16 protein-coding genes are annotated in these 17,789 nt (G+C 70.8%); 14 read left to right on the forward strand and 2 right to left on the reverse strand.

Annotation, left to right across the window (positions count from 1 at the left end; translation table 11 throughout):
* The first annotated feature begins 148 nt into the window (after positions 1–148).
* The 6 genes from E3328_RS09940 (at position 149) to E3328_RS09960 (ending at position 6,994) form a co-directional block, all read left to right on the forward strand.
* The gene (locus E3328_RS09940; RefSeq protein WP_135364409.1) at positions 149–1,102 is read left to right on the forward strand and encodes a hypothetical protein; all 954 of its coding nucleotides are present in this window, start codon (positions 149–151) and stop codon (positions 1,100–1,102) included.
* Positions 1,095–2,438, forward strand: coding sequence for a signal peptidase I (locus E3328_RS09945; RefSeq protein WP_135364410.1), 1,344 nt, complete (start codon positions 1,095–1,097; stop codon positions 2,436–2,438). Before E3328_RS09940 ends, E3328_RS09945 begins: the two co-directional genes overlap by 8 nt.
* Positions 2,425–2,814 carry a hypothetical protein gene (locus E3328_RS09950; protein WP_135364411.1) on the forward strand — a complete coding sequence of 130 codons (390 nt, stop codon included), beginning with the start codon at positions 2,425–2,427 and terminating at the stop codon, positions 2,812–2,814. The genes E3328_RS09945 and E3328_RS09950 overlap by 14 nt, the downstream gene beginning before the upstream one ends.
* 35 nt (positions 2,815–2,849) lie before the next feature.
* Positions 2,850–2,999 carry a hypothetical protein gene (locus E3328_RS21965; RefSeq protein WP_167837360.1) on the forward strand — a complete coding sequence of 50 codons (150 nt, stop codon included), beginning with the start codon at positions 2,850–2,852 and terminating at the stop codon, positions 2,997–2,999.
* A 201-nt stretch (positions 3,000–3,200) separates the two neighbouring features.
* The gene (locus tag E3328_RS09955; protein WP_135364412.1) at positions 3,201–4,871 is read left to right on the forward strand and encodes a helix-turn-helix domain-containing protein; all 1,671 of its coding nucleotides are present in this window, start codon (positions 3,201–3,203) and stop codon (positions 4,869–4,871) included.
* A 137-nt stretch (positions 4,872–5,008) separates the two neighbouring features.
* Positions 5,009–6,994, forward strand: coding sequence for a sensor histidine kinase (locus E3328_RS09960; protein WP_135364413.1), 1,986 nt, complete (start codon positions 5,009–5,011; stop codon positions 6,992–6,994).
* A gap of 15 nt (positions 6,995–7,009) precedes the next feature.
* Here the strand turns inward: E3328_RS09960 and E3328_RS09965 are convergent, their stop codons facing one another.
* Positions 7,010–7,675 (reverse strand): DUF420 domain-containing protein, encoded by a 666-nt coding sequence (locus E3328_RS09965; RefSeq protein WP_135364414.1) that lies wholly within the window; start codon positions 7,673–7,675, stop codon positions 7,010–7,012.
* A 138-nt stretch (positions 7,676–7,813) separates the two neighbouring features.
* On the opposite strand from E3328_RS09965, the gene E3328_RS09970 reads away from it, so the two are divergent.
* The 4 genes from E3328_RS09970 to E3328_RS09985 all read left to right on the forward strand — a co-directional run bounded on the left by E3328_RS09970 (position 7,814) and on the right by E3328_RS09985 (position 10,676).
* Complete coding sequence (locus E3328_RS09970; RefSeq protein WP_135364415.1) at positions 7,814–8,233, forward strand: cobalamin B12-binding domain-containing protein; 420 nt, start codon at positions 7,814–7,816, stop codon at positions 8,231–8,233.
* A gap of 68 nt (positions 8,234–8,301) precedes the next feature.
* Positions 8,302–9,384, forward strand: coding sequence for a methylmalonyl Co-A mutase-associated GTPase MeaB (gene meaB / locus E3328_RS09975; protein ID WP_135364720.1), 1,083 nt, complete (start codon positions 8,302–8,304; stop codon positions 9,382–9,384).
* A gap of 110 nt (positions 9,385–9,494) precedes the next feature.
* Positions 9,495–10,427 (forward strand): alpha/beta fold hydrolase, encoded by a 933-nt coding sequence (locus E3328_RS09980; protein WP_135364416.1) that lies wholly within the window; start codon positions 9,495–9,497, stop codon positions 10,425–10,427.
* A gap of 33 nt (positions 10,428–10,460) precedes the next feature.
* Positions 10,461–10,676, forward strand: a complete 216-nt coding sequence (locus E3328_RS09985) for a hypothetical protein (protein WP_135364417.1) — start codon at positions 10,461–10,463, stop codon at positions 10,674–10,676.
* Between the two features lie 92 nt (positions 10,677–10,768).
* Here E3328_RS09985 and E3328_RS09990 read toward each other — a convergent pair whose 3' ends face one another.
* A complete protein-coding gene (locus E3328_RS09990) occupies positions 10,769–11,104 on the reverse strand; it encodes a hypothetical protein (RefSeq protein WP_135364418.1) in 336 nt (111 codons plus the stop codon).
* A gap of 244 nt (positions 11,105–11,348) precedes the next feature.
* On the opposite strand from E3328_RS09990, the gene E3328_RS09995 reads away from it, so the two are divergent.
* The 4 genes from E3328_RS09995 to E3328_RS10010 all read left to right on the forward strand — a co-directional run bounded on the left by E3328_RS09995 (position 11,349) and on the right by E3328_RS10010 (position 17,726).
* Positions 11,349–11,837: an Lrp/AsnC family transcriptional regulator gene (locus tag E3328_RS09995; RefSeq protein ID WP_135364419.1), complete on the forward strand. Its 489-nt coding sequence runs from the start codon at positions 11,349–11,351 to the stop codon at positions 11,835–11,837.
* Positions 11,834–12,979 carry a pyridoxal phosphate-dependent aminotransferase gene (locus E3328_RS10000; protein WP_135364420.1) on the forward strand — a complete coding sequence of 382 codons (1,146 nt, stop codon included), beginning with the start codon at positions 11,834–11,836 and terminating at the stop codon, positions 12,977–12,979. Before E3328_RS09995 ends, E3328_RS10000 begins: the two co-directional genes overlap by 4 nt.
* A gap of 134 nt (positions 12,980–13,113) precedes the next feature.
* Positions 13,114–15,633, forward strand: a complete 2,520-nt coding sequence (locus E3328_RS10005; protein ID WP_135364421.1) for a type II/IV secretion system ATPase subunit — start codon at positions 13,114–13,116, stop codon at positions 15,631–15,633.
* On the forward strand, positions 15,630–17,726 hold the full coding sequence (locus E3328_RS10010) for a type II secretion system F family protein (protein ID WP_135364422.1): 2,097 nt from the start codon (positions 15,630–15,632) through the stop codon (positions 17,724–17,726). Before E3328_RS10005 ends, E3328_RS10010 begins: the two co-directional genes overlap by 4 nt.
* The last annotated feature ends 63 nt before the right edge of the window (positions 17,727–17,789 follow it).

Here is a 17,789-nt window from a genome sequence, read left to right on the forward strand (position 1 = left end):
CCGCCGTGTCTCGCCAGGCCACGACTCCCGGATCGCGCGCGGTCGACGCCGGTGTCGCGGGGACCGGCCGGTCCGACCCCGTAGTCGCGGTCACCGGCCGGTCCAGGCGACGCCGACCGGGCGGCGCCGAGCGGCGGGGTGGTCGACCGTGAGCGACGACGACGGGTCGCTGTCCCGGCGGGCCGTCCTCGCGGGGCTCACCTCGGCCGGCGCGGTCGCGGCGACCGGCGCCGGCGTCGGGACGAGGGCGGTGTTCCGCGACGACGAGCGGGTCGAGGGGTCGGCCGACAGCGGCGTCGTCGACCTCCGCGCGTCGTGGGCGAGCGGCGGGGTCGACGCCTCCTTCGGGACGGTCGGCGCGGTCGGCGACGGCGGGAGCGACGCGGTCGCCCTGTCGCTGGCGCCCGCGAGCAACCCGGCGTACGTCTGGGTCCGGACGCGGTGTCGACGGTGTTCCGAGATCGAGCGCAAACTCCGGGTCGCGCTCTCGCTGGTCGCCGACGGGACCGAGACGCGGCTGTTCAGCGGTCGGCTCGGCGACGCCCGGGCGAGCCTGGGCGACGGCGTTCGGCTCGACGGCTCGATCGCGCCGGGGGACGACTGGCGGCTGACCGTCGAGTGGGAGCTCCGCGAGCCGCTGACGGCCGACGCCGCGGTCTCGATCGACCTGGAGTTCTACGCGGTCCAGACGCGCAACGTCGCGGACCCCGGGACCTTCGGCCCGGGGTGGGCCTGTCCGGCCGGGTGCGGCGACCGCCCGCCGGGGACGGCCGACATCAGCTGGGTCGGGTTCTGCGCGGCCTCGGGCGAGCGGCTCCGCCCGGCGGACCTGCGCTTCGCGGTCGACGGGTCGGTCCTCGAACTGACCGACGCGCCGGCCGCCCTCCGGACGGTCCTGCTCAAGTACGGGACGAGTCTGGACGTCTTCGAGCGGGCCTCGCCGGGGCGGTTCGTCGCGGGGACCGGCGAGACGTACGACCAGCGCGGCCCCGGCTTCCCCGGGTCCGGCCGCTCGAATCCGACGCCGTGTCCCGGCCGCTGCGGACTGAAGTACGACGTCGACGGCGGCGAGTTCGAATCAAACGGGTGTGCCAATGACTGACAATTTCCGAACCAGAGTGCAGGCGCGGGTCGCATCGTACGACAGGTGGAGCTTCCTCAGGGCGGCGCTGGTGGCGCTGCTCGTCGCGGCGGTCGTCCCGTTCGTGGTCTTCGCGGTCCCGCAGGTCGTGGGCGCCGAGGCCAGCTACGTCGTCCTGAGCGGGAGCATGGAGCCGGCGATCAGCCCCGGCGACGTGGTGATCGTCGACGACGTATCGCCGGCAGCGATCTCCGCTGGCGACGTGATCACGTTCGGCGGCGGCTCGACCGAGCCGCCGACGACCCACAGGGTGATCGGGGTCGAACGGGAGGCCGGCGAGCTCGTCTTCGAGACGAAAGGCGACAACAACCAGGCGCCCGACCCCGAGCGGGTGTCGGCCGGCGAGCTCACCGGGCGGGTGATGGAGCCGTCGCTGCCGGGGCTCGGCCCGACGCTGTTCGCGGTCCCCTACCTCGGGTTCGTCGTCCGCTTCGCCAACACGACCCACGGCTTCGCCGCGCTGGTGGTCGCGCCGCTGTCGCTGCTCGTCCTCTCGGAGGCGTGGAACGCGTTCGTCCGCCGGCGCGACGCCGCGGACGACGCCGGCGGCGACGGTCCCGAGAACGGGGCGGACGCGACGCCTGCCGGCGTGTCGACGGACGGGTCCACCGGTGGGGAGTCCGGCCCGGTCGTGACCCTCTCGCCGCGGGCCGGTGGACTGCTCGCCGTCGTGCTGGCGGCGCTGGCGGTCGTCGCCGGGCGCTACGCTCTCCAGGCGCGCCGCCCGCTCGCGGCGGTGGTCGCCGTCGGGTCCGGCGTCGGCGCGCTCCTGCTGGTGGCGTTTCTCGCCGGTGCCACGCCCGAGGAGGCGGCCGACGAAGGATCCGGACCCGGCGGCGGCCCGGACCGGAACACGGTCCCCGACGGCGGTTCGGACGCGGCGTCGGACGGCGGCGAGCGTGTCGTCGCCGGGACCGTCGTCTCGGACCGCTCGCGCGCCAGGCGGGTCGAAGTCCGCGAGATCGCCGCGTTCCGGGAGCTCGCGGCGGACTCGGACGCGTGGGTCGTCCACGACGAGGTCGCCGGGGAGTACGCGCTGCTCGAAGACGGCGTGACGTTCGTCGCGACCGATCCGGCGGACCCGGCGACCGCGGCGACCGGGCCGGCGGACCGAGACGAGGGGCCGCCGAGCGCCGAAGCGGGCGACCCGCTCGCCGGGTCGGACGATGTGACCGCGGGCGGCGCTGGCGGGGACGACGCGGTCGCGGGGCGGGCCGACGGCGGGGTCGGCACCGGCGACGCCGCCGACGGGCCGCGAAGCCGCGACGGTCGGGAGTGCGACGATGGGCCGGAGTGACCGCCCCACGGAGGCGAAACTCGCGGCGCTCGCGCTGGCGGCGGCGCTGCTGTTCGCCGCGGCGACCGGCGGGCTCACTCACGGCGTCCTGATCGACCGGGAGTCGGTGAGCGCGACGCTGGCCGGCAACGCCGGCGCCGGGAACGCCCCAGTCCCCGGACCGCTGGGAGCGGGGAACACCCCCGATGGCGTCGAGAACGGGCCGAGCGGCCCCGGAGACGGACCGGACGGTGCCGGGAACGCTCCGGGGAGCGGGGGTCCCCCGCTCCTCGTGGGCGGGTCCCCGGTCGAAGCCCCGGTAGTGCGCCCGAACCCCGTCGAGCGACGGGGTCGCGCTCGCGGCGGGCCGAGCGGTGCCAGGGGTGGCCCGAAGTGACGGAGCGACGGCCTCGGCGGTCGGTCGCGACGGTCGTGCCGGGTGTCCGGACGAACACGCCGAAACGGAACATCATCGTCCTCCTGACGTACCTGCTGCTGCTGGGCATCGCGCTGTCGGGGCTGACGGTCGCGGCCGATCTGCTGCTGGCGGGGACCTTCGCCGCGACGCGAACGGTAATATGAGTCGGGAACCTGTACGTAAGCCAACGGTTCAACCAGTGTTCGACCGACCCGGCCGCGAACCGGCCGCCGCGACGCCGGAACCGGTCACAGACGGCAGGTTCGAGGGGCTTCCTGAGGGGTACCGTCGGCCGGCCGCGGGCCCGACACCGCCCGTCACGGGTCGTCCTCGGGGACCGCTCCCGTCTCCCGGGGGAGGTGTCGATGACCGGTGAGACCCCCGACGGCACCGATACCGACGGGGCCGACGCCGGCGACGGCCTCTCCTCACGGGCGACGGTGCTGGTCGTCGACGACGACGAACTGTGGGGCCGGACCGCGGCCCGCCTCCTCGAACGCCAGCGCGAACGGCTCTCCGTCACGACGGCGACGACGCTCTCGGAGGCGGAGGCGGCCTTCGAACGCCTCGATCCCGACTGCGTCGTCTGCGACTACCGGCTCGACGACGCGACCGGCTTCGACCTCCTCTCGACCGTGCGCCGGGCCGACTCGGACCGGCCGTTCGTCCTCGTGACCGGCGAGGGAGACGAGGGGGTCGCCAGCGAGGCCATCAGGCGGGGTGCGACGGATTACGTCCGCAAGGGCCGCCACAGCGACGACCCGGGGCTGCTGGCCGAGCGAGTGACCTCCGCGGTCGAGGCGTACCGGACCCGACGGGCGCTGACCCGCGAGCGCCGGAGCAAGGAGGCGATGCTCGACATCGTGACCACGACCGCCTCGCGAGAGACGCTCTGCCAGGCCTTCTGCGACCTCCTCGTCGACGAACACGGCTACGCCGGCGCGTGGATCGGGATCGAGGAGGGGGTCGACGGGCTCGACCCCTGGGCGGCGGTCGACTGCGGCGGCTACCTCGACCGCGTCGGCTCCACCCAGCGGGCCGGTGACGGTGAGTCCCCGGCCCTGATCGCGCGGAACCGGGGCGAGGCCTGCGTCGTCGACCGGATCGAATCGGACGACTCCGACGCGACCGCTCCGGCGGAGGGCGACCGCGCCGCCGGGACCGACGACCCCGACTGGCGGTCGGCGGCGCTGGCGGCCGGCTTCCGGAGCGCCGCGGCCGTCCCCCTGGGCGAGGACGGCGGGCGCGTCGGCGTCCTGACGGTCTTCGCGGCCCAGCCGGGGGCGTTCGACGACCGGGAGTGTCGGTTGCTGTCGGACTACGCGGCGACTATCGCCTACGCGCTGCGGACGGCGAGCTGGAAGCGGTCGCTGGTGTCTTCGGTGCCGGTGTCCGTCGAGTTCCGGTTCGCCGGCGACGAGGTGCCGCTGGTCGCGTTCGGCCGCCGACTCCCCGACGGGGCGTCGGTGTCGCTGGCCTCGACGGCGGTCAAGAGCGACCGGTCGCTGCTGTATCTCCTCCGGGTGTCGGGCGTTCCCGGGTCGGCGATCCCGGACGCTGCGTCGGTACCGGGCGTCGAGTCGGTGCGCGTCGACGACGACGTGACGCCCGTCCGGGTCGAACTCGTCGCCGACGGCCTGACGCCGGAACGCCTGCTGGCGAACCGCGGAGCGAAGGTCACGGGGACCGCCGTCGAGAACGACGCGGTGACGGTCTCGGTGTCGTACCCCAGAGAGGGGGACATCCAGGCGCTCTCCCGGGCGCTCCGCGACGAGTTCTCCCGGGTGGACGTCGGGCGCATCAGGACCGACGAGTCCGGCGTGGAGCCGGTCGTCGACGAGGGACTCGCGGCGGACCTCACCGACAAGCAGCGGCAGGCGCTGGAGATCGCGTACCACAAGGGGTACTTCGAACGGCCCCGCGACCACAACGCGACCGAGGTCGCCGACGCGCTCGGGATCAACCGGGTCACGTTCACCCAGCACCTCCGGACCGCCGAACGGAAGGTCTTCGCGCGACTGTTCGACTCCGACTGACGACCCCGCCCGCGCCGTCCGTCCGGGTTCGCGTCGTCGACGCCTGTCTCCGGTGCTCTCCGCCCGTTTCGGACCCCGTCGCCGGCGAAGTGGTAGCCAGTTTTATAATTATCTGCGTCCGAGGGATACACTGTCAGATGGTCGAGTTCGTGGACGTCGTCGCGGGGCTAGCCGTCGCGAGCGCCGTCGTTTCGGCGGCGCTGGTCAGGGTCGCGCTGTCCCATCGGTCGGAGGTCGGTGCCCGCGGGCTCGCGCTCTCGATGGGCGGGATGACGGTGTGGCTCGCGGCCTACGGGGCCGCGCTGGGCTTCGAGACGGTCGTCTCGCCGGTCGTCGCCTACAACTTCGTCATCCTCGCGGCCGGCGTCGGCACGGTCGGCTGGTTCCTCATGGCGCTGGAGTACACCAGCCAGCGGTTCCCGTCGCGCCGGGGGCTGGCCGCTCTGTTCGCGGTCCCGACCGCGACGCAGGTTTTCGCGTGGACGAACTCGGTCCACGAGCAGTTCTGGGCGCCGGGGACGACGCCCCTGCCGGGCGGCGGGCTCGACAGGGTCTACGGCCCGCTGTTCTACCCGCACGCGGCGTACAGCTACGTGCTGGTCGCCGCGGCGACCGCGCTGTTGCTCCGCCACGCGCTGCGCCGGCGGGGGGTCTTCCGGAAGCAGGCGGGCGCGATGGCGCTCGCCGGCGTCGGGCCGCTGCTCGCCGACGTCGGCCACGTCACCCTGTCGGTCCTCGGCCCGCGGGTGGACCTGACGCCGCTGAGCTTCGTCTTCGGCGGACTGGTCGCGGCGTGGGCGCTGTTCCGCTACCGCTTCCTGGAACTGGTGCCGGTCGCGCGCCGGACGGCCGTCGACCGGATGCGCGACCCGTTCGTCGCCCTCGACGACGAGGCGCGGATCATCGACGCCAACGGTCGGGCGGACGCGCTGCTCGGGGCCGAACCGGTCCTCGGGGACCCCGTCGCCGACTACTGGCCGGCCGTCGAGCGGGCGCTCCCCGAGGACCCGGACGCGGCCCGGACCGTCGAACTCGTCGCCCGCGAGGAGGGCGGGGGTGAGAGCGCCGAGACCCGCAACTACAGCCTGAACGTCTCCCCGCTGCCGCTGGGCCCCGCCCGGACGGGATGGGTCGTCGTCGCCCGCGACGTGACCGAACACAGGCGCAGGGAGTGCGAGCTCGCGACGAAGAACCGGGAGCTCGAACGGACGACCGCGCAGCTCCGCCGGAAGAACGACCAGCTCGAACGGCTGGCCGACATCGTCGCCCACGACCTCCGGACGCCGCTCGCGACGGCCGGGTCGCTGGTCGAGCTGATCCGGGCGGACCTCGGGGACGCCGACCCGTCGGTCCGGCGGTCGCTGTCGGACCTGGAGACCGTCCACGCGCGGCTCCGCGAGTTCGCCGACCGGATCCCCGACCTCGCACGCGAGAGCCTGGCCGTCGAGACCGAGACGCCGTTCGACCTGGAGGCGGTAGCCAGGGACGCCTGGACCGTCGTCGACACCGGGTCGCTTTCGCTCGTCGTCGAGGGGACCACGACGCTCCGCGGCAGGCCCTCGCGCGTCCAGCAGGCGCTGGAGAACCTCTTCGAGAACGCGGCCGTCCACGCCGTCGAACCGTTCGGCGCGGCGGGCCCGCCGGCGAACCGGTCCGAGCCCGCCGACCACTCCGATCCGTCCGGCCCCTCGGGCCCCGACGCTGCGAGCGACGCCTCGGAGTCGCGGACCGACGGACCGACTCGGTCCGAGCCGCTGTTCCGCGGCGGGTCCGGCGATCCGGACTTCGACCGCGACCCCGACCTCGGTCCCGGGTCGGTAACCGATTCCGACAGCGATCCGGACTCGGGGACCGACCCGAAGACCGACCGGGGAGCCGACGAGTCGGCGACGACGGTCCGCGTCGGGACTCTCGGGGACGACGCGGGGTTCTACGTGGAGGACGACGGCCCGGGGATCCCGTCGGAGCGCCGGGAGCGCGCGCTCGCGTACGGCGCTGACGACGGGAAGGGAGGGTACGGGCTGGCGATCGTCCGGACGACGGTCGAGGCCCACGGCTGGCGGCTCTCGGTCACCGAAAGCGACGAGGGCGGCGCGCGCTTCGAGGTGCGGACCGGGGAGTGAGCGACAGCGACCGGGTCAGTCGCGCCGCGTCTCGTCCGGCCGGACGCGGCGGGCGACCCGCCGCCACGCCGGCCCGACTGCGAGCAACAGGGCCGCGCTGTGGCCGCGCGGCTCCCACATGTAGACGTGGTTGAGCATGACGTAGGTGACGATGCCGAGGAAGAGGCTGAGCGACCACGCCGCGACGGCGATCCGGCCGACCCTGGCGTGGGAGGTGTCGCGCAACTCGCCGGGGCTGTGGGTCAGCCCGAGGACGACGGCGTGGAGGACGACCGGCACCGCCACCGCCGACAGGACGATGTGGACCGCGAGCATCGCCAGGTAGGCGTAGTAGACGGCGCCCTCGGCGAGGATGGCCTTCTCGAAGCCGCCGCCGACCTTCAGCAGGTACATCACGAGGAAGACCATGATCAGCGAGAACGCCGTCAGCATCGCCCGGCGGTGTTTCGCGACCTCGCCCCGCCTGATGTAGCGGACGCCGAGGAGGATCGAGACCAGCGCCAGCGAGTTGACGACGGCGATGGCGTCCCCCAGGAGGATGACGAGGTCGTCGCTGATCGTCGGGAACGGCGCGTAGGGCGTGAACGCGCCGACGACGAGCACGTACCCGATCGCCGAGAGGACGGCGGTGACCCGACGCGGGTTCGCTCGCGCCCGCGACCTGATGTCGGCGACTGCCATACCGGATCTGTGGACGCCGCCGGTATACCCGCTTCGGAATCACGGGGGCCGGCTTCGCGCGCTGTCTCAAGCGCGTCGCTCCCGCCCCTCGCAAAAATCACCGCAAACGTGAAACCTCAAACGGGCCAACTAGGGGGCATGAGCGCAGAGCAGGGCCAACGGCAGATCCGCTGTCTCGTCGCCAAGGTCGGGCTCGACGGTCACGACCGGGGCGCGCACGTCATCGCGCGGGCGCTGCGGGACGCGGGGTTCGAGGTCATCTACTCCGGCCTGCACCGCTCGCCCGACGAGGTCGTCCAGGCGGCGGTCCAGGAGGACGTGGACGTGCTCGGCATCTCCATCCTCTCGGGGGCGCACAACACGCTCGTCCCGAAGATCATGGACGGCCTCGAGGAGTACGGCGCCCGCGAGGACACGCTGGTACTGGTCGGCGGGATCATCCCCGACGACGACAAGGAGCGTCTGCGCGAGGAGGGCGTCGCCGAGATCTTCGGCCCCGGCGCGTCGATGGACGAGATGATCGACTACATCCGCGAGCACGCGCCCGAGCGACGATGACGAGCGGGGAGGAGGGAGCCGACGCGGACAGTGACCCCGCGGACTCGGACCCGGACCCGGACCCGGATCTGGACCCCCTCATCGCGGACCTGCTCGACGGGAAACACCGGGCGCTCGCCCGGACGATCACCAAGATCGAGAACCGCTCGCCGGGCTACCGCGAACTGGTCTCCCAGCTCCACGCCCACACCGGCGACGCCGACGTGATCGGGATCACCGGCAGCCCCGGCGCCGGCAAGTCGACGCTGGTCGACAAGCTCGCGGCGACCTACCGCGAGGCGGGGCTGACCGTCGGCGTCATCGCCATCGACCCCGCCTCGCCCTTTACTGGGGGTGCCGTCCTCGGCGACCGGATCCGCATGGCATCGAACGTCGGCGACATGGACGTGTTCTTCCGGTCGATGTCGGCCCGCGGGACGCTGGGCGGGCTCTCGACGGCGACGACGGACGCGGTGAAGGCGCTGGACGCGTTCGGCAAGGACAAGGTCATCGTCGAGACCGTCGGCGCCGGCCAGAACGAGGTCGACATCGTCCGGACGGCCGACACGGTCGTGGTGCTGGTACCCCCAGGCAGCGGCGACGACGTGCAGATGCTCAAGGCCGGGATCCTGGAGATCGCCGACCTGTTCGTCGTCAACAAGGCCGACCTGGAGGGCGCCGACCGCACCGTCCAGGAACTGCGGGAGATGCTCCAGCTGCGCGACGGCCAGGTCGAGGTCGGCGGCCACCACGGCTTCGCGGAGACGACCGTCGACGTGGGTGACGGCGCGGACTCTGAATCGCCCGGGTCCGAGGACGCCGATGCCGACGCCCCCTCGCAGGACCCCTGGGACCCGCCGATCGTCGAGACGGTCGCCGACCGCGGCGAGGGGATCGACGACCTCGTGGCGGCGATGGACGACCACCGGACGCACCTCGTGGAGTCGGGCCAGCTGGAGTCGAAGGCCCGGACGCGCTACGCCGAGGAGATCCGGACCCTGCTGCGCGAGGACGCCCGCGAACTGCTCGCCGAGGAGATCGAGGCCCGCGGCGGCCTCGACGAGCGCGTCGACGCGGTCCTGCGCCGCGAGACCGACCCCTACACCGTGGCCGAGGAGCTCCTCGAACCGCTCGCCGACTGCGTGACCGAGCGGCGCGAGGGCCGGGAGTAGCCCGACGCCGACCGAGCCCGCTCGGCAGAAGCCGCGGACGGAGCCCGGCTCGCCCCTCGGACTGTTCGTCTAGCATCACTTATAAGCGGTCGAGGCCCCAACCTGCTGGTATGAAACTGCGGACAGTCGTCGGAGCGACGCTCGGCGCAGTCGGCGCGGCAGCCGCGACCAACCGGGTGCTCGGTCGGCGGGCCGGCGAGCTCGGTCCTCCACTGGCGGGCGAGTCCGGCACCTACCGCTGGCGCGGGTTCGACGTGGCCTACACGGAGGCCGGTGACCCCGACGACCGGGACCTGGTGCTCCTCCACGGCATCAACGCCGCGGCGACCAGCAACGAGTGGCGCGCGGTCTTCGAGGGGCTGGCCGAGGACTACCACGTGATCGCGCCCGACCTGCCGGGGTTCGGCCGGTCGGACCGCCCGCCGTTGACCTACTCGGCGTCGCTGTACACCACGTTCGTCCGCGACTTCCTGACGGACACGAGCGACGACGCCGTCGTCGTCGCGTCGTCGCTGACCGGCGCCTACGCCGCCGACGCCGCTCGCGACGCCGACGTGTCGCGGCTCGTCCTGGTCTGCCCGACCGCCGACACGGTCCCGGGCCGGCGCGTCTGGCTCCGGTCGCTGATCCGCGCGCCCGTCGTCGGCCAGGCGATCCACAACGGGATCGTGAGCAAACGGTCGATCCGCTACTTCCACGACGACCACGGCTACCACGATATGTCGAACCTCAACGACGAGACGGTCCGCTACGAGTGGGAGAGCGCCCACCAGCCCGGCGCGCGGTTCGCGCCCGCCTCCTTCGTGAGCGGCCACCTCGACCCCGACATCGACCTGGCCGAGGTGCTTGGCGACCTGGGCGTCCCCGTGACGCTGGTCTGGGGCACGGAGACGGACATGCCGCCGCTGTCGACCGGCCGCGAACTCGCCGAGGCCGCCGACGTGGAGCTGGTCTCGATCGGCGACTCCGCGCTGCTCCCCCACGTCGAACACCCCGCCGAGTTCCTCGACGTGGTCCGCGGCGAGCCCGTCGAGTCCGTCTGACCCGCCGAGAGGTACGCGGGGTCTTCCGTTCACATGAACGCGACGCTAGTCGCCTCCGGGCTGGTGCTGGCGGCGATAGGAGCGGCCGCGATCGCCAACCCGCTCCGGATCCGGAGTTTCGTCTCCGGTCGGACGTGGAAACGCGACCCGGAGCGAGCGGAGCTGTACCAGCGTATCTGGGCCTACGCCGTCGGCGCCGCGGTCGTCCTGACGGGACTGGCGGTCGTCGCCTGGGGGCTGGTCGCCTGACCGAACTGTCGCGGCCGAGACGCCGCTCGAACGCTTTCGGGAGAACGCGTGTGTGACCACGACCGGTACGGCCGGTCTGCCCCGCGCGTGTGTCAGTCCGCGGGGTAGGCGTCGTCGAACGTCCGGGCCGCCGCGAGCAGGTCGCTGTCGCCGGCGACGCGGTACTGCGGTTCGGTCTCCCCGTCGTCCGGGTCGTCGGCGCGGACGAGCACGCCGAGGTCGACGAACTCGTCGAGCAGGCCGTTCAGGTACAGCGTCTTGAGCGGGACGCCCGACCGCTCGGCCAGGTCCGAGCGGGTGTAGGCCCGTTCGTCGTTGCAGTCGACGAGCACTCCCAGCAGATCCGCGGCGCCGTCGCTGTCGGCGACGAACGCCCAGCCGCCGTCCGGCGAGCCGTCCGACCCGTCCGACGGGTCCGTGTCGAGCATGGCCCCGTCTATGGGAGAAGACCGCATAAAACCGCACGTCTCGGCGGCCGCGGCGCCGCGCGACTCCCGTAGCCGCGACGCCGGCAGTCCCGAGTGGACGCGGCGTCGGCAGTCCCGGGTGGACGCGAGGCTGGCAGTCCCGGGTGGACGCGGCGCCGGCGAGCCCGGGCGGGTCGCCAGCCGGTGTGCGACGGGCTGGCGTGATGGAGAAACCCTTTTGGTCGCAGTGGGCCGGAGAGTAGGTATGAGCGACCGCGAGGAGATCCTGGCGCTGCTGCGCGAGAACGCGCGGTACTCGACGGAGGACCTGGCCCGACAGACCGACCTCGCCCCCGAGGAGGTCGAGGCCGTCATCGAGGAGCTGGAGACCGACGGGGTGATCAAGGGGTACCAGGCCGTCGTCGACTGGGAGAAGGTCGAGCCCGAGCGGGTGCGCGCGGCCGTCGAGCTGAACGTCACGCTCGACCGCGAGACGGGCTACGACGACATCGCCGAGCGCCTCGCGAAGTTCCCCGAGGTGCAGGGGCTGCGGCTGGTGAGCGGCGACTTCGACTTCGCCATGGAGGTCGAGGGCGACTCGATGAGCGAGGTGTCGCGGTTCATCAGCGAGCAGGTCGCGCCCGTCCCGGAGATCACCCAGACGGTGACCCACTACATCATGGAGAGCTACAAGGAGCGGGGCGTCGAGTTCGGCGACGGCCACGACGACGACCGCCTGTCGATCTCGCCATGACGTTCGAGCCGAGCGAGCGGGTCGCGGGCGTGCCACCGTCGGGGATCCGCCGCTTCTTCGAGATCGCCGAGGAGTACGACGACATCATCTCGCTCGGGGTCGGCGAGCCCGACTTCGCGCCGCCGTGGGCCGCCCGCGACGCCGCCATCGCCTCGCTGGAGCGGGGCCAGACTTCCTACACGGCCAACCGCGGGATGCGGGAGCTGCGCGAGCGGATCGCCGTCGACGCCGACGAGAAGTACGGCCTGAGCTACGACCCGGACGAGGAGGTCATCGTCACGTCCGGCGCCAGCGAGGCGGTCGACCTGGCCTTCAGAGCCTTCCTCGACCCCGGCGACAGCGTGGCGGTCGCCCAGCCGTGTTACATCTCCTACATGCCCGGCGTGCAGTTCGCCGGTGCGGACGTGGTCGACGTGCCCACGCGCGCGGCCGACGAGTTCAAACTCACCCGCGAGGCCCTCGAAGCCTCGGGCGCGGCCGAGGCCGACGCGCTGGTCATGTGCTACCCGAACAACCCGACCGGCGCGACGATGACCCGCGCGGAGCTGGAGCCGGTCGCCGCGTTCGCCCGGGAGCACGACCTGCTCGTCTTCTCCGACGAGATATACTCGGAGCTGTCCTACGAGCACGACCACGCCTCGATCGCGACGCTGCCGGGCATGCGCGAGCGGACGGTGGTGTTCAACGGCTTCTCGAAGGCCTACGCGATGACGGGGCTGCGGCTGGGGTACGCGCTGGCGCCCGCCGACGCCGTCGACGCGATGAACCGCATCCACCAGTACACGATGCTGTCGGCGCCGACGACCGCCCAGCACGCGGCCGTCGAGGCGCTCGACTCCTGCGGCGACGAGGTCCGCGAGATGCGCGCCCAGTACGACCGCCGGCGGAACTTCGTCCTCTCGCGGTTCGAGGAGATGGGCATCGACTGCTTCCCGGCCGCCGGCGCGTTCTACGCGTTCCCCGAGTGCCCCTGGGCGGACAGCGACGAGTTCGCCGAGGCGCTCATCGAGGAGGAACGGGTCGCCGTGGTCCCGGGGAACGTCTTCGGCGCCGGCGGCGAGGGCCACCTCCGGGTCTCCTACGCGACGAGCCTCGGCGACCTCAAGGAGGCGATGGCCCGGATAGAATCATTTATCACATAGCATTACTCGATTACACGTTCGGCGGAACACACGTCACAGCCCCGGTACCGCCTGCGATCGGCGGTCGGCGCCGATTATCGGTTCCCTTCGTTTGGGCGTAAAGCTTTTTCCGTCTTACTAGCAGTTAGCCTGTAATGGCTATCGATGGCACGGGGGGCAACGACTCTGACCAGGTCGCGTCGGGGGGCGAACAGCTCTCGGGGGGCGGTGCGACCGTCGGCGAATACACGTGGAACGACCTCCGCAGGGACGTACATACGGGTGGACGCTTCGACCGCAGCCAGTACCTCGGGTTCGACCCGCTCGACGTCGAGGACCGGCTGGAATCGGGGGCGAGCGCGGCGAAGACGCTCGAACAGGTGTGGGACGACCGCATCGAGGCCGAGCGGTCGTTCGTCGTCAAGGACCGCTACACCTGGGAGCACTTCAAACAGGAGTACTACTACGACGAGGACGGCGAGATCCCGCGGGACAGCGACGGGGAGAAGGTCCCGTTCGAGCCCGAGGAGTACCTCGGGTTCGACCCCGACGAGACGGAGGACCGACTGAGCGAGGCCGGGGGGGCGGCCGAACGGCTCGCCGACGTCGTCGACGAGCGCACGGTCGACGTCAACCCCGAGCTCGACGAGGACGACTTCTTCTCGACCGCCGACGGGCACACGACGGTCGTCAACCGCTACGACCTCGAGAAGGCGGTCCCCCAGGAGAAGAAGGCCCACTTCGTCGAGGTCGAGCGCTACTGGGTGAACGAACCGTACGCCTGCGTGGTCATCTTCCACTCGCGCAAGGAAAACGAGAAGAAGTACTACGCGATCGAGCCCTACGAGAACGACATCGAGTCCCGGCTGATCGACTTCCTCTCCGGGAAGCTCAAGTCGGCGATCAAGTACTCGGAGGACGAGGTCGTCGTCGAGGGGAGCGACGCCGACCGCGCGGGGGTCATCCAGCGCGAGACCGAGCGGCTGCTCGAACGCTACGACCTCTACACGCCCGGCCAGCAGGGCGACCTGGGGGTGGTCGACCAGCTCAAAGGGGCGCTGGGCATGGAGATCGAGGTCGAGACCCAGGGGGCCGCGCTCGACGGCATCGAGGCCCGGCCGGAGCCGGCGGTCGTCGGCGACGACCCGAAGACGCTCAACGAGTACCAGGTCGAGAAGCTCCTCTACCGCCTGAAACGCGACTTCATCGGCTACGCGCGGATCGACCCGGTCAAACACGACATCAACGTCGAGGACATCTCCTGCGACGGGTACAACTCCCGGGTGTTCGTCTACCACACCGAGTACGAGAACATCATCACGAACGTCGAGCACGGCAAGGAGTCGCTGGACGACTTCGTCGTCAAGCTCGCCCAGCGCTCCGGGAAGGGCATCTCCAAGCGCCAGCCGCAGGTCGACGCCACCCTCCCCGACGGGTCGCGCGCCCAGCTGACCCTCGGCGAGGAAGTGTCGGACCACGGGACCAACTACACCATCCGCCAGTTCAAGGACGTGCCGTTCACCCCCGTCGACCTCATCAACTGGAACACCTTCTCGCTCGACGAGATGGCCTTCCTCTGGCTCTGTATCGAGAACAACAAGTCGATGATCTTCGCCGGAGGTACGGCCTCGGGGAAGACCACCTCGCTGAACGCCATCTCCCTCTTTATCCCCAGCAACGCGAAGATCGTCTCCATCGAGGACACCCGCGAGGTCGAACTGCCCCAGCGCAACTGGGTCGCGAGCGTCACCCGCCCCTCCTTCGGCGAGGACGACAAGGGCGACGTCGACGAGTTCGACCTGCTGGAGGCCGCGCTCCGCCAGCGCCCCGACTACATCGTCATGGGCGAGGTCCGCGGCGAGGAGGGGCGGGACCTCTTCCAGGTCATGTCCACGGGGCACACCGCCTACTCCACCTTCCACGCCGACACCGTCGGCGAGGTCATCAAGCGGTTCACGACCGAGCCGATCAACGTCTCGAAGACCCTCTTTACGGCGCTGGACCTCGTCTCCATCCAGACCCAGACCCGCGTCGACGGCAAGAAGGTCCGCCGGAACAAGAACCTCACCGAGATCAACGAGTACTCGGCGGAACACGACGAGATCAACGTCCGGGACGTCTACGAGTGGCAGGCCGAGACCGACGAGTTCCTCCAGATGGGCAACTCCAACACGCTGGAGGAGCTGAAGTTCGACCGCGGCTGGAAACAGGAGCGCCTCGACGAGGAGCTGTTCATGCGGAAGGTGGTGCTCGCCTACCTCATCGAGCAGGGACTGAACACCTACACGGAGGTCGCGGCGGCCGTGCAGGCGTTCATCAACGACCCGGACACGATCATGGCGCTGATCGCCGAGGACAAGCTTGAGCGGTCGCTGGAGGACCTGCGGGAGATGGAGTCGGTCAAGATCAACATCGACCCCGAGAAGGAGGAGATGGTCCCGCGGCCGGACCCGCCGGCGGAGATGCTCGACGAGGCCGGCGACATCCTCGAGAACGCCGGGCCGCTGTTCGAGCGCTTCCGCGAGAAGGAGACCTCCGACATCGTCAGCGCCCTGACCGGGTCGGGGTTCGACGAGGAGGAGACGGACATCACGCCCGTCGAGGACGAGGACGACGAGGACATCGACTTCAGCGAGTTCGTCCCCGCGGCCGGTGCGGAGGCTGACGAGGCATGAGCCTCGGGCGGTCCTCGCAGCAGCTCGGCGGCTCCAACACCGTCGGGGACACGTTCTACCCCCTCTACCAGGTGCTGTTCGACGAGGAGGGCGACTTCGTCTCCGGCATCGAGGACAAGCTCGCCGAGGCCCGGATGGGCGACAACGTCGAGATGTACATCTCGCGGGCGCTCGCGGTCGGCACCGTCGCCGGGCTGACCCTCTGGCTGCTCGGGATGCTCCTGGGGTTCCTGCTCGTCCAGATGCTCGGCCTCGCCGAGGGGCCGCTGCTCGGGCTGCGCATCCCCGACGCGATCGAGCCGGTCGTGCTGGCGCTGAAGGTCCCGGCGCTCGTCTTCGTCTCCGGGATCGTCTTCGGCGCCGTCGGCTTCGGCGTCGGCTTCGGGTCGCTGCTCTCGATCCCCTACTTCCGGTCGAACGCGCGCAAACGCGAGATCAACGTCCTCCTCTCCGATTCGGTCGCGTTCATGTACGCCCTCTCGGTGGGCGGGCTGAACCAGCTGGAGATCCTCCAGGCGATGGCCCAGGCCGACGACACCTACGGCGAGGTGGCCAAGGAGTTCCAGTCGATCGTCCTCGAGACGGAGTACTTCGACACCGACTACCGGACGGCGATCCGCAACCAGTCCATCGAGACGCCCAGCGAGGAGCTGAGCCAGTTCCTCACGGACATGCTGTCGATCGTCGACTCCGGGGGTGACATGACCTCGTTCCTCGAGGACCAGAAGGACAAGCACATGCGGACGGCCAAGCAGGAACAGCAGAAGATGCTGGACACGCTGGAGCTGTTCGGCGAGATGTACATGACCCTCTCGCTGTTCCCGCTGCTTCTCATCATCATCCTCGTCATCATGTCGATGATGTCCTCCGGGTCGAAGATGGACATGATGGTCGGCACCGTCTACGGGCTCATCCCGCTGACCGGGGTCGGGTTCCTCGTGCTCACCTCGACGGTGACCCAGGACTCCATCGGCGACGGCTACCTCCGCCCGGACCGGGGCGACGAGCGGACCTACTCGGAGGCCGACGCCGGCTTCCTCAACCTCGGCCTCGTCGAGAGCTACACCGGCACCTACGGCGTCTTCGACCGCATCAAGAGCCGCGAGGGGACCTACCGCGCGACCCAGATCCTCCGGCGACCCCACATCTTCTTCCGCGACAACCCGCTGTACGTCCTCGGCGTGACGATCCCGGTCACGATCGCCTTCTTCGCCGTCGTGGTCATCTTCCACATGGCGCCGATGACCATCTCCGAGCTGGTGGTCCCCCAGGGCGGGGACGTGCCCGAGGGGCTCTCGGACCCGGCGAAGCGGTGGACCTACCCCGTCATCACGGGGACGTTCATGTGGGTGTACGTCCCGATCTACCTGAACCTGCTGCCGCTGGCGGTCTTCTACGAGTGGAACCTGCGGACCCGGCGCAGCGTCATCGGCAACCTCTCGGAGAACCTCCGCAAGCTCGCCTCCGCCAACGACACCGGGATGACGCTGCTTGAGTCGATCCGGGTCGTCGCCGACACCTCCTCCGGACGGATGGCCGACGAGCTGGAGACGATGCACGCCAAGGTCAACTACGGGACCAGCCTCAAGAGCGCCCTCCGGGAGTTCAACAACAGCTACCACATCCCGCGGCTCGCCCGGACGGTCAAGCTCATCAGCGAGGCCCAGGAGGCCTCCAGCCAGATCCAGGACGTGCTCTCGACGGCCGCCCAGGCCTCCGAGAACCAGGACGACATCGACCTCGAACGGAAGTCCCGCACCCGGATGCAGATGGTCATCATCATCATGACCTACCTCACGCTGCTGGGCGTGATGGCGCTGCTGAAGGTCCGGTTCCTGACGGTCATGGCGGACCTCGCGACCCAGACGGGTTCCAGCGGTTCCAACAGCGCCGTGGGCGGCGGCAGCTTCAGCGGCGTCAACACGCAGATGCTCTCGGTGCTGTTCTTCCACGCCGTCGTCCTGCAGGCGCTCCTGTCGTCGTTCATCGCCGGCTACATCCGGGACGTGAACCTGCTCTCGGGCGTCAAGTTCGCGGTCATCCTCCCGACGATCGCGCTGATCGTCTGGTACGTCGTCACGCTGATGTCCTGACGGCCGCCCGCCGATATCCAGACGGCCGCTCCCGTCGTCCCTTCTCGGTTCCGCCCGCGCCTG

This window comes from Halosimplex halophilum (genome assembly GCF_004698125.1).
Lineage (GTDB): Archaea > Halobacteriota > Halobacteria > Halobacteriales > Haloarculaceae > Halosimplex > Halosimplex halophilum.

Excerpts from the sequence above, each read along its gene's own strand:
- E3328_RS09945 (WP_135364410.1), top strand. The coding sequence starts at position 1,095 with ATGACTGACAATTTCCGAACCAGAGTGCAGGCGCGGGTCGCATCGTAC.
- E3328_RS09950 (WP_135364411.1), top strand. The coding sequence starts at position 2,425 with ATGGGCCGGAGTGACCGCCCCACGGAGGCGAAACTCGCGGCGCTCGCG.
- E3328_RS09955 (WP_135364412.1), top strand. The coding sequence starts at position 3,201 with ATGACCGGTGAGACCCCCGACGGCACCGATACCGACGGGGCCGACGCC.
- E3328_RS09960 (WP_135364413.1), top strand. The coding sequence starts at position 5,009 with ATGGTCGAGTTCGTGGACGTCGTCGCGGGGCTAGCCGTCGCGAGCGCC.
- E3328_RS09965 (WP_135364414.1), bottom strand. The coding sequence starts at position 7,675 with ATGGCAGTCGCCGACATCAGGTCGCGGGCGCGAGCGAACCCGCGTCGG.
- E3328_RS09970 (WP_135364415.1), top strand. The coding sequence starts at position 7,814 with ATGAGCGCAGAGCAGGGCCAACGGCAGATCCGCTGTCTCGTCGCCAAG.
- E3328_RS09980 (WP_135364416.1), top strand. The coding sequence starts at position 9,495 with ATGAAACTGCGGACAGTCGTCGGAGCGACGCTCGGCGCAGTCGGCGCG.
- E3328_RS09985 (WP_135364417.1), top strand. The coding sequence starts at position 10,461 with ATGAACGCGACGCTAGTCGCCTCCGGGCTGGTGCTGGCGGCGATAGGA.
- E3328_RS09990 (WP_135364418.1), bottom strand. The coding sequence starts at position 11,104 with ATGCTCGACACGGACCCGTCGGACGGGTCGGACGGCTCGCCGGACGGC.
- E3328_RS09995 (WP_135364419.1), top strand. The coding sequence starts at position 11,349 with ATGAGCGACCGCGAGGAGATCCTGGCGCTGCTGCGCGAGAACGCGCGG.
- E3328_RS10000 (WP_135364420.1), top strand. The coding sequence starts at position 11,834 with ATGACGTTCGAGCCGAGCGAGCGGGTCGCGGGCGTGCCACCGTCGGGG.
- E3328_RS10005 (WP_135364421.1), top strand. The coding sequence starts at position 13,114 with ATGGCTATCGATGGCACGGGGGGCAACGACTCTGACCAGGTCGCGTCG.
- E3328_RS10010 (WP_135364422.1), top strand. The coding sequence starts at position 15,630 with ATGAGCCTCGGGCGGTCCTCGCAGCAGCTCGGCGGCTCCAACACCGTC.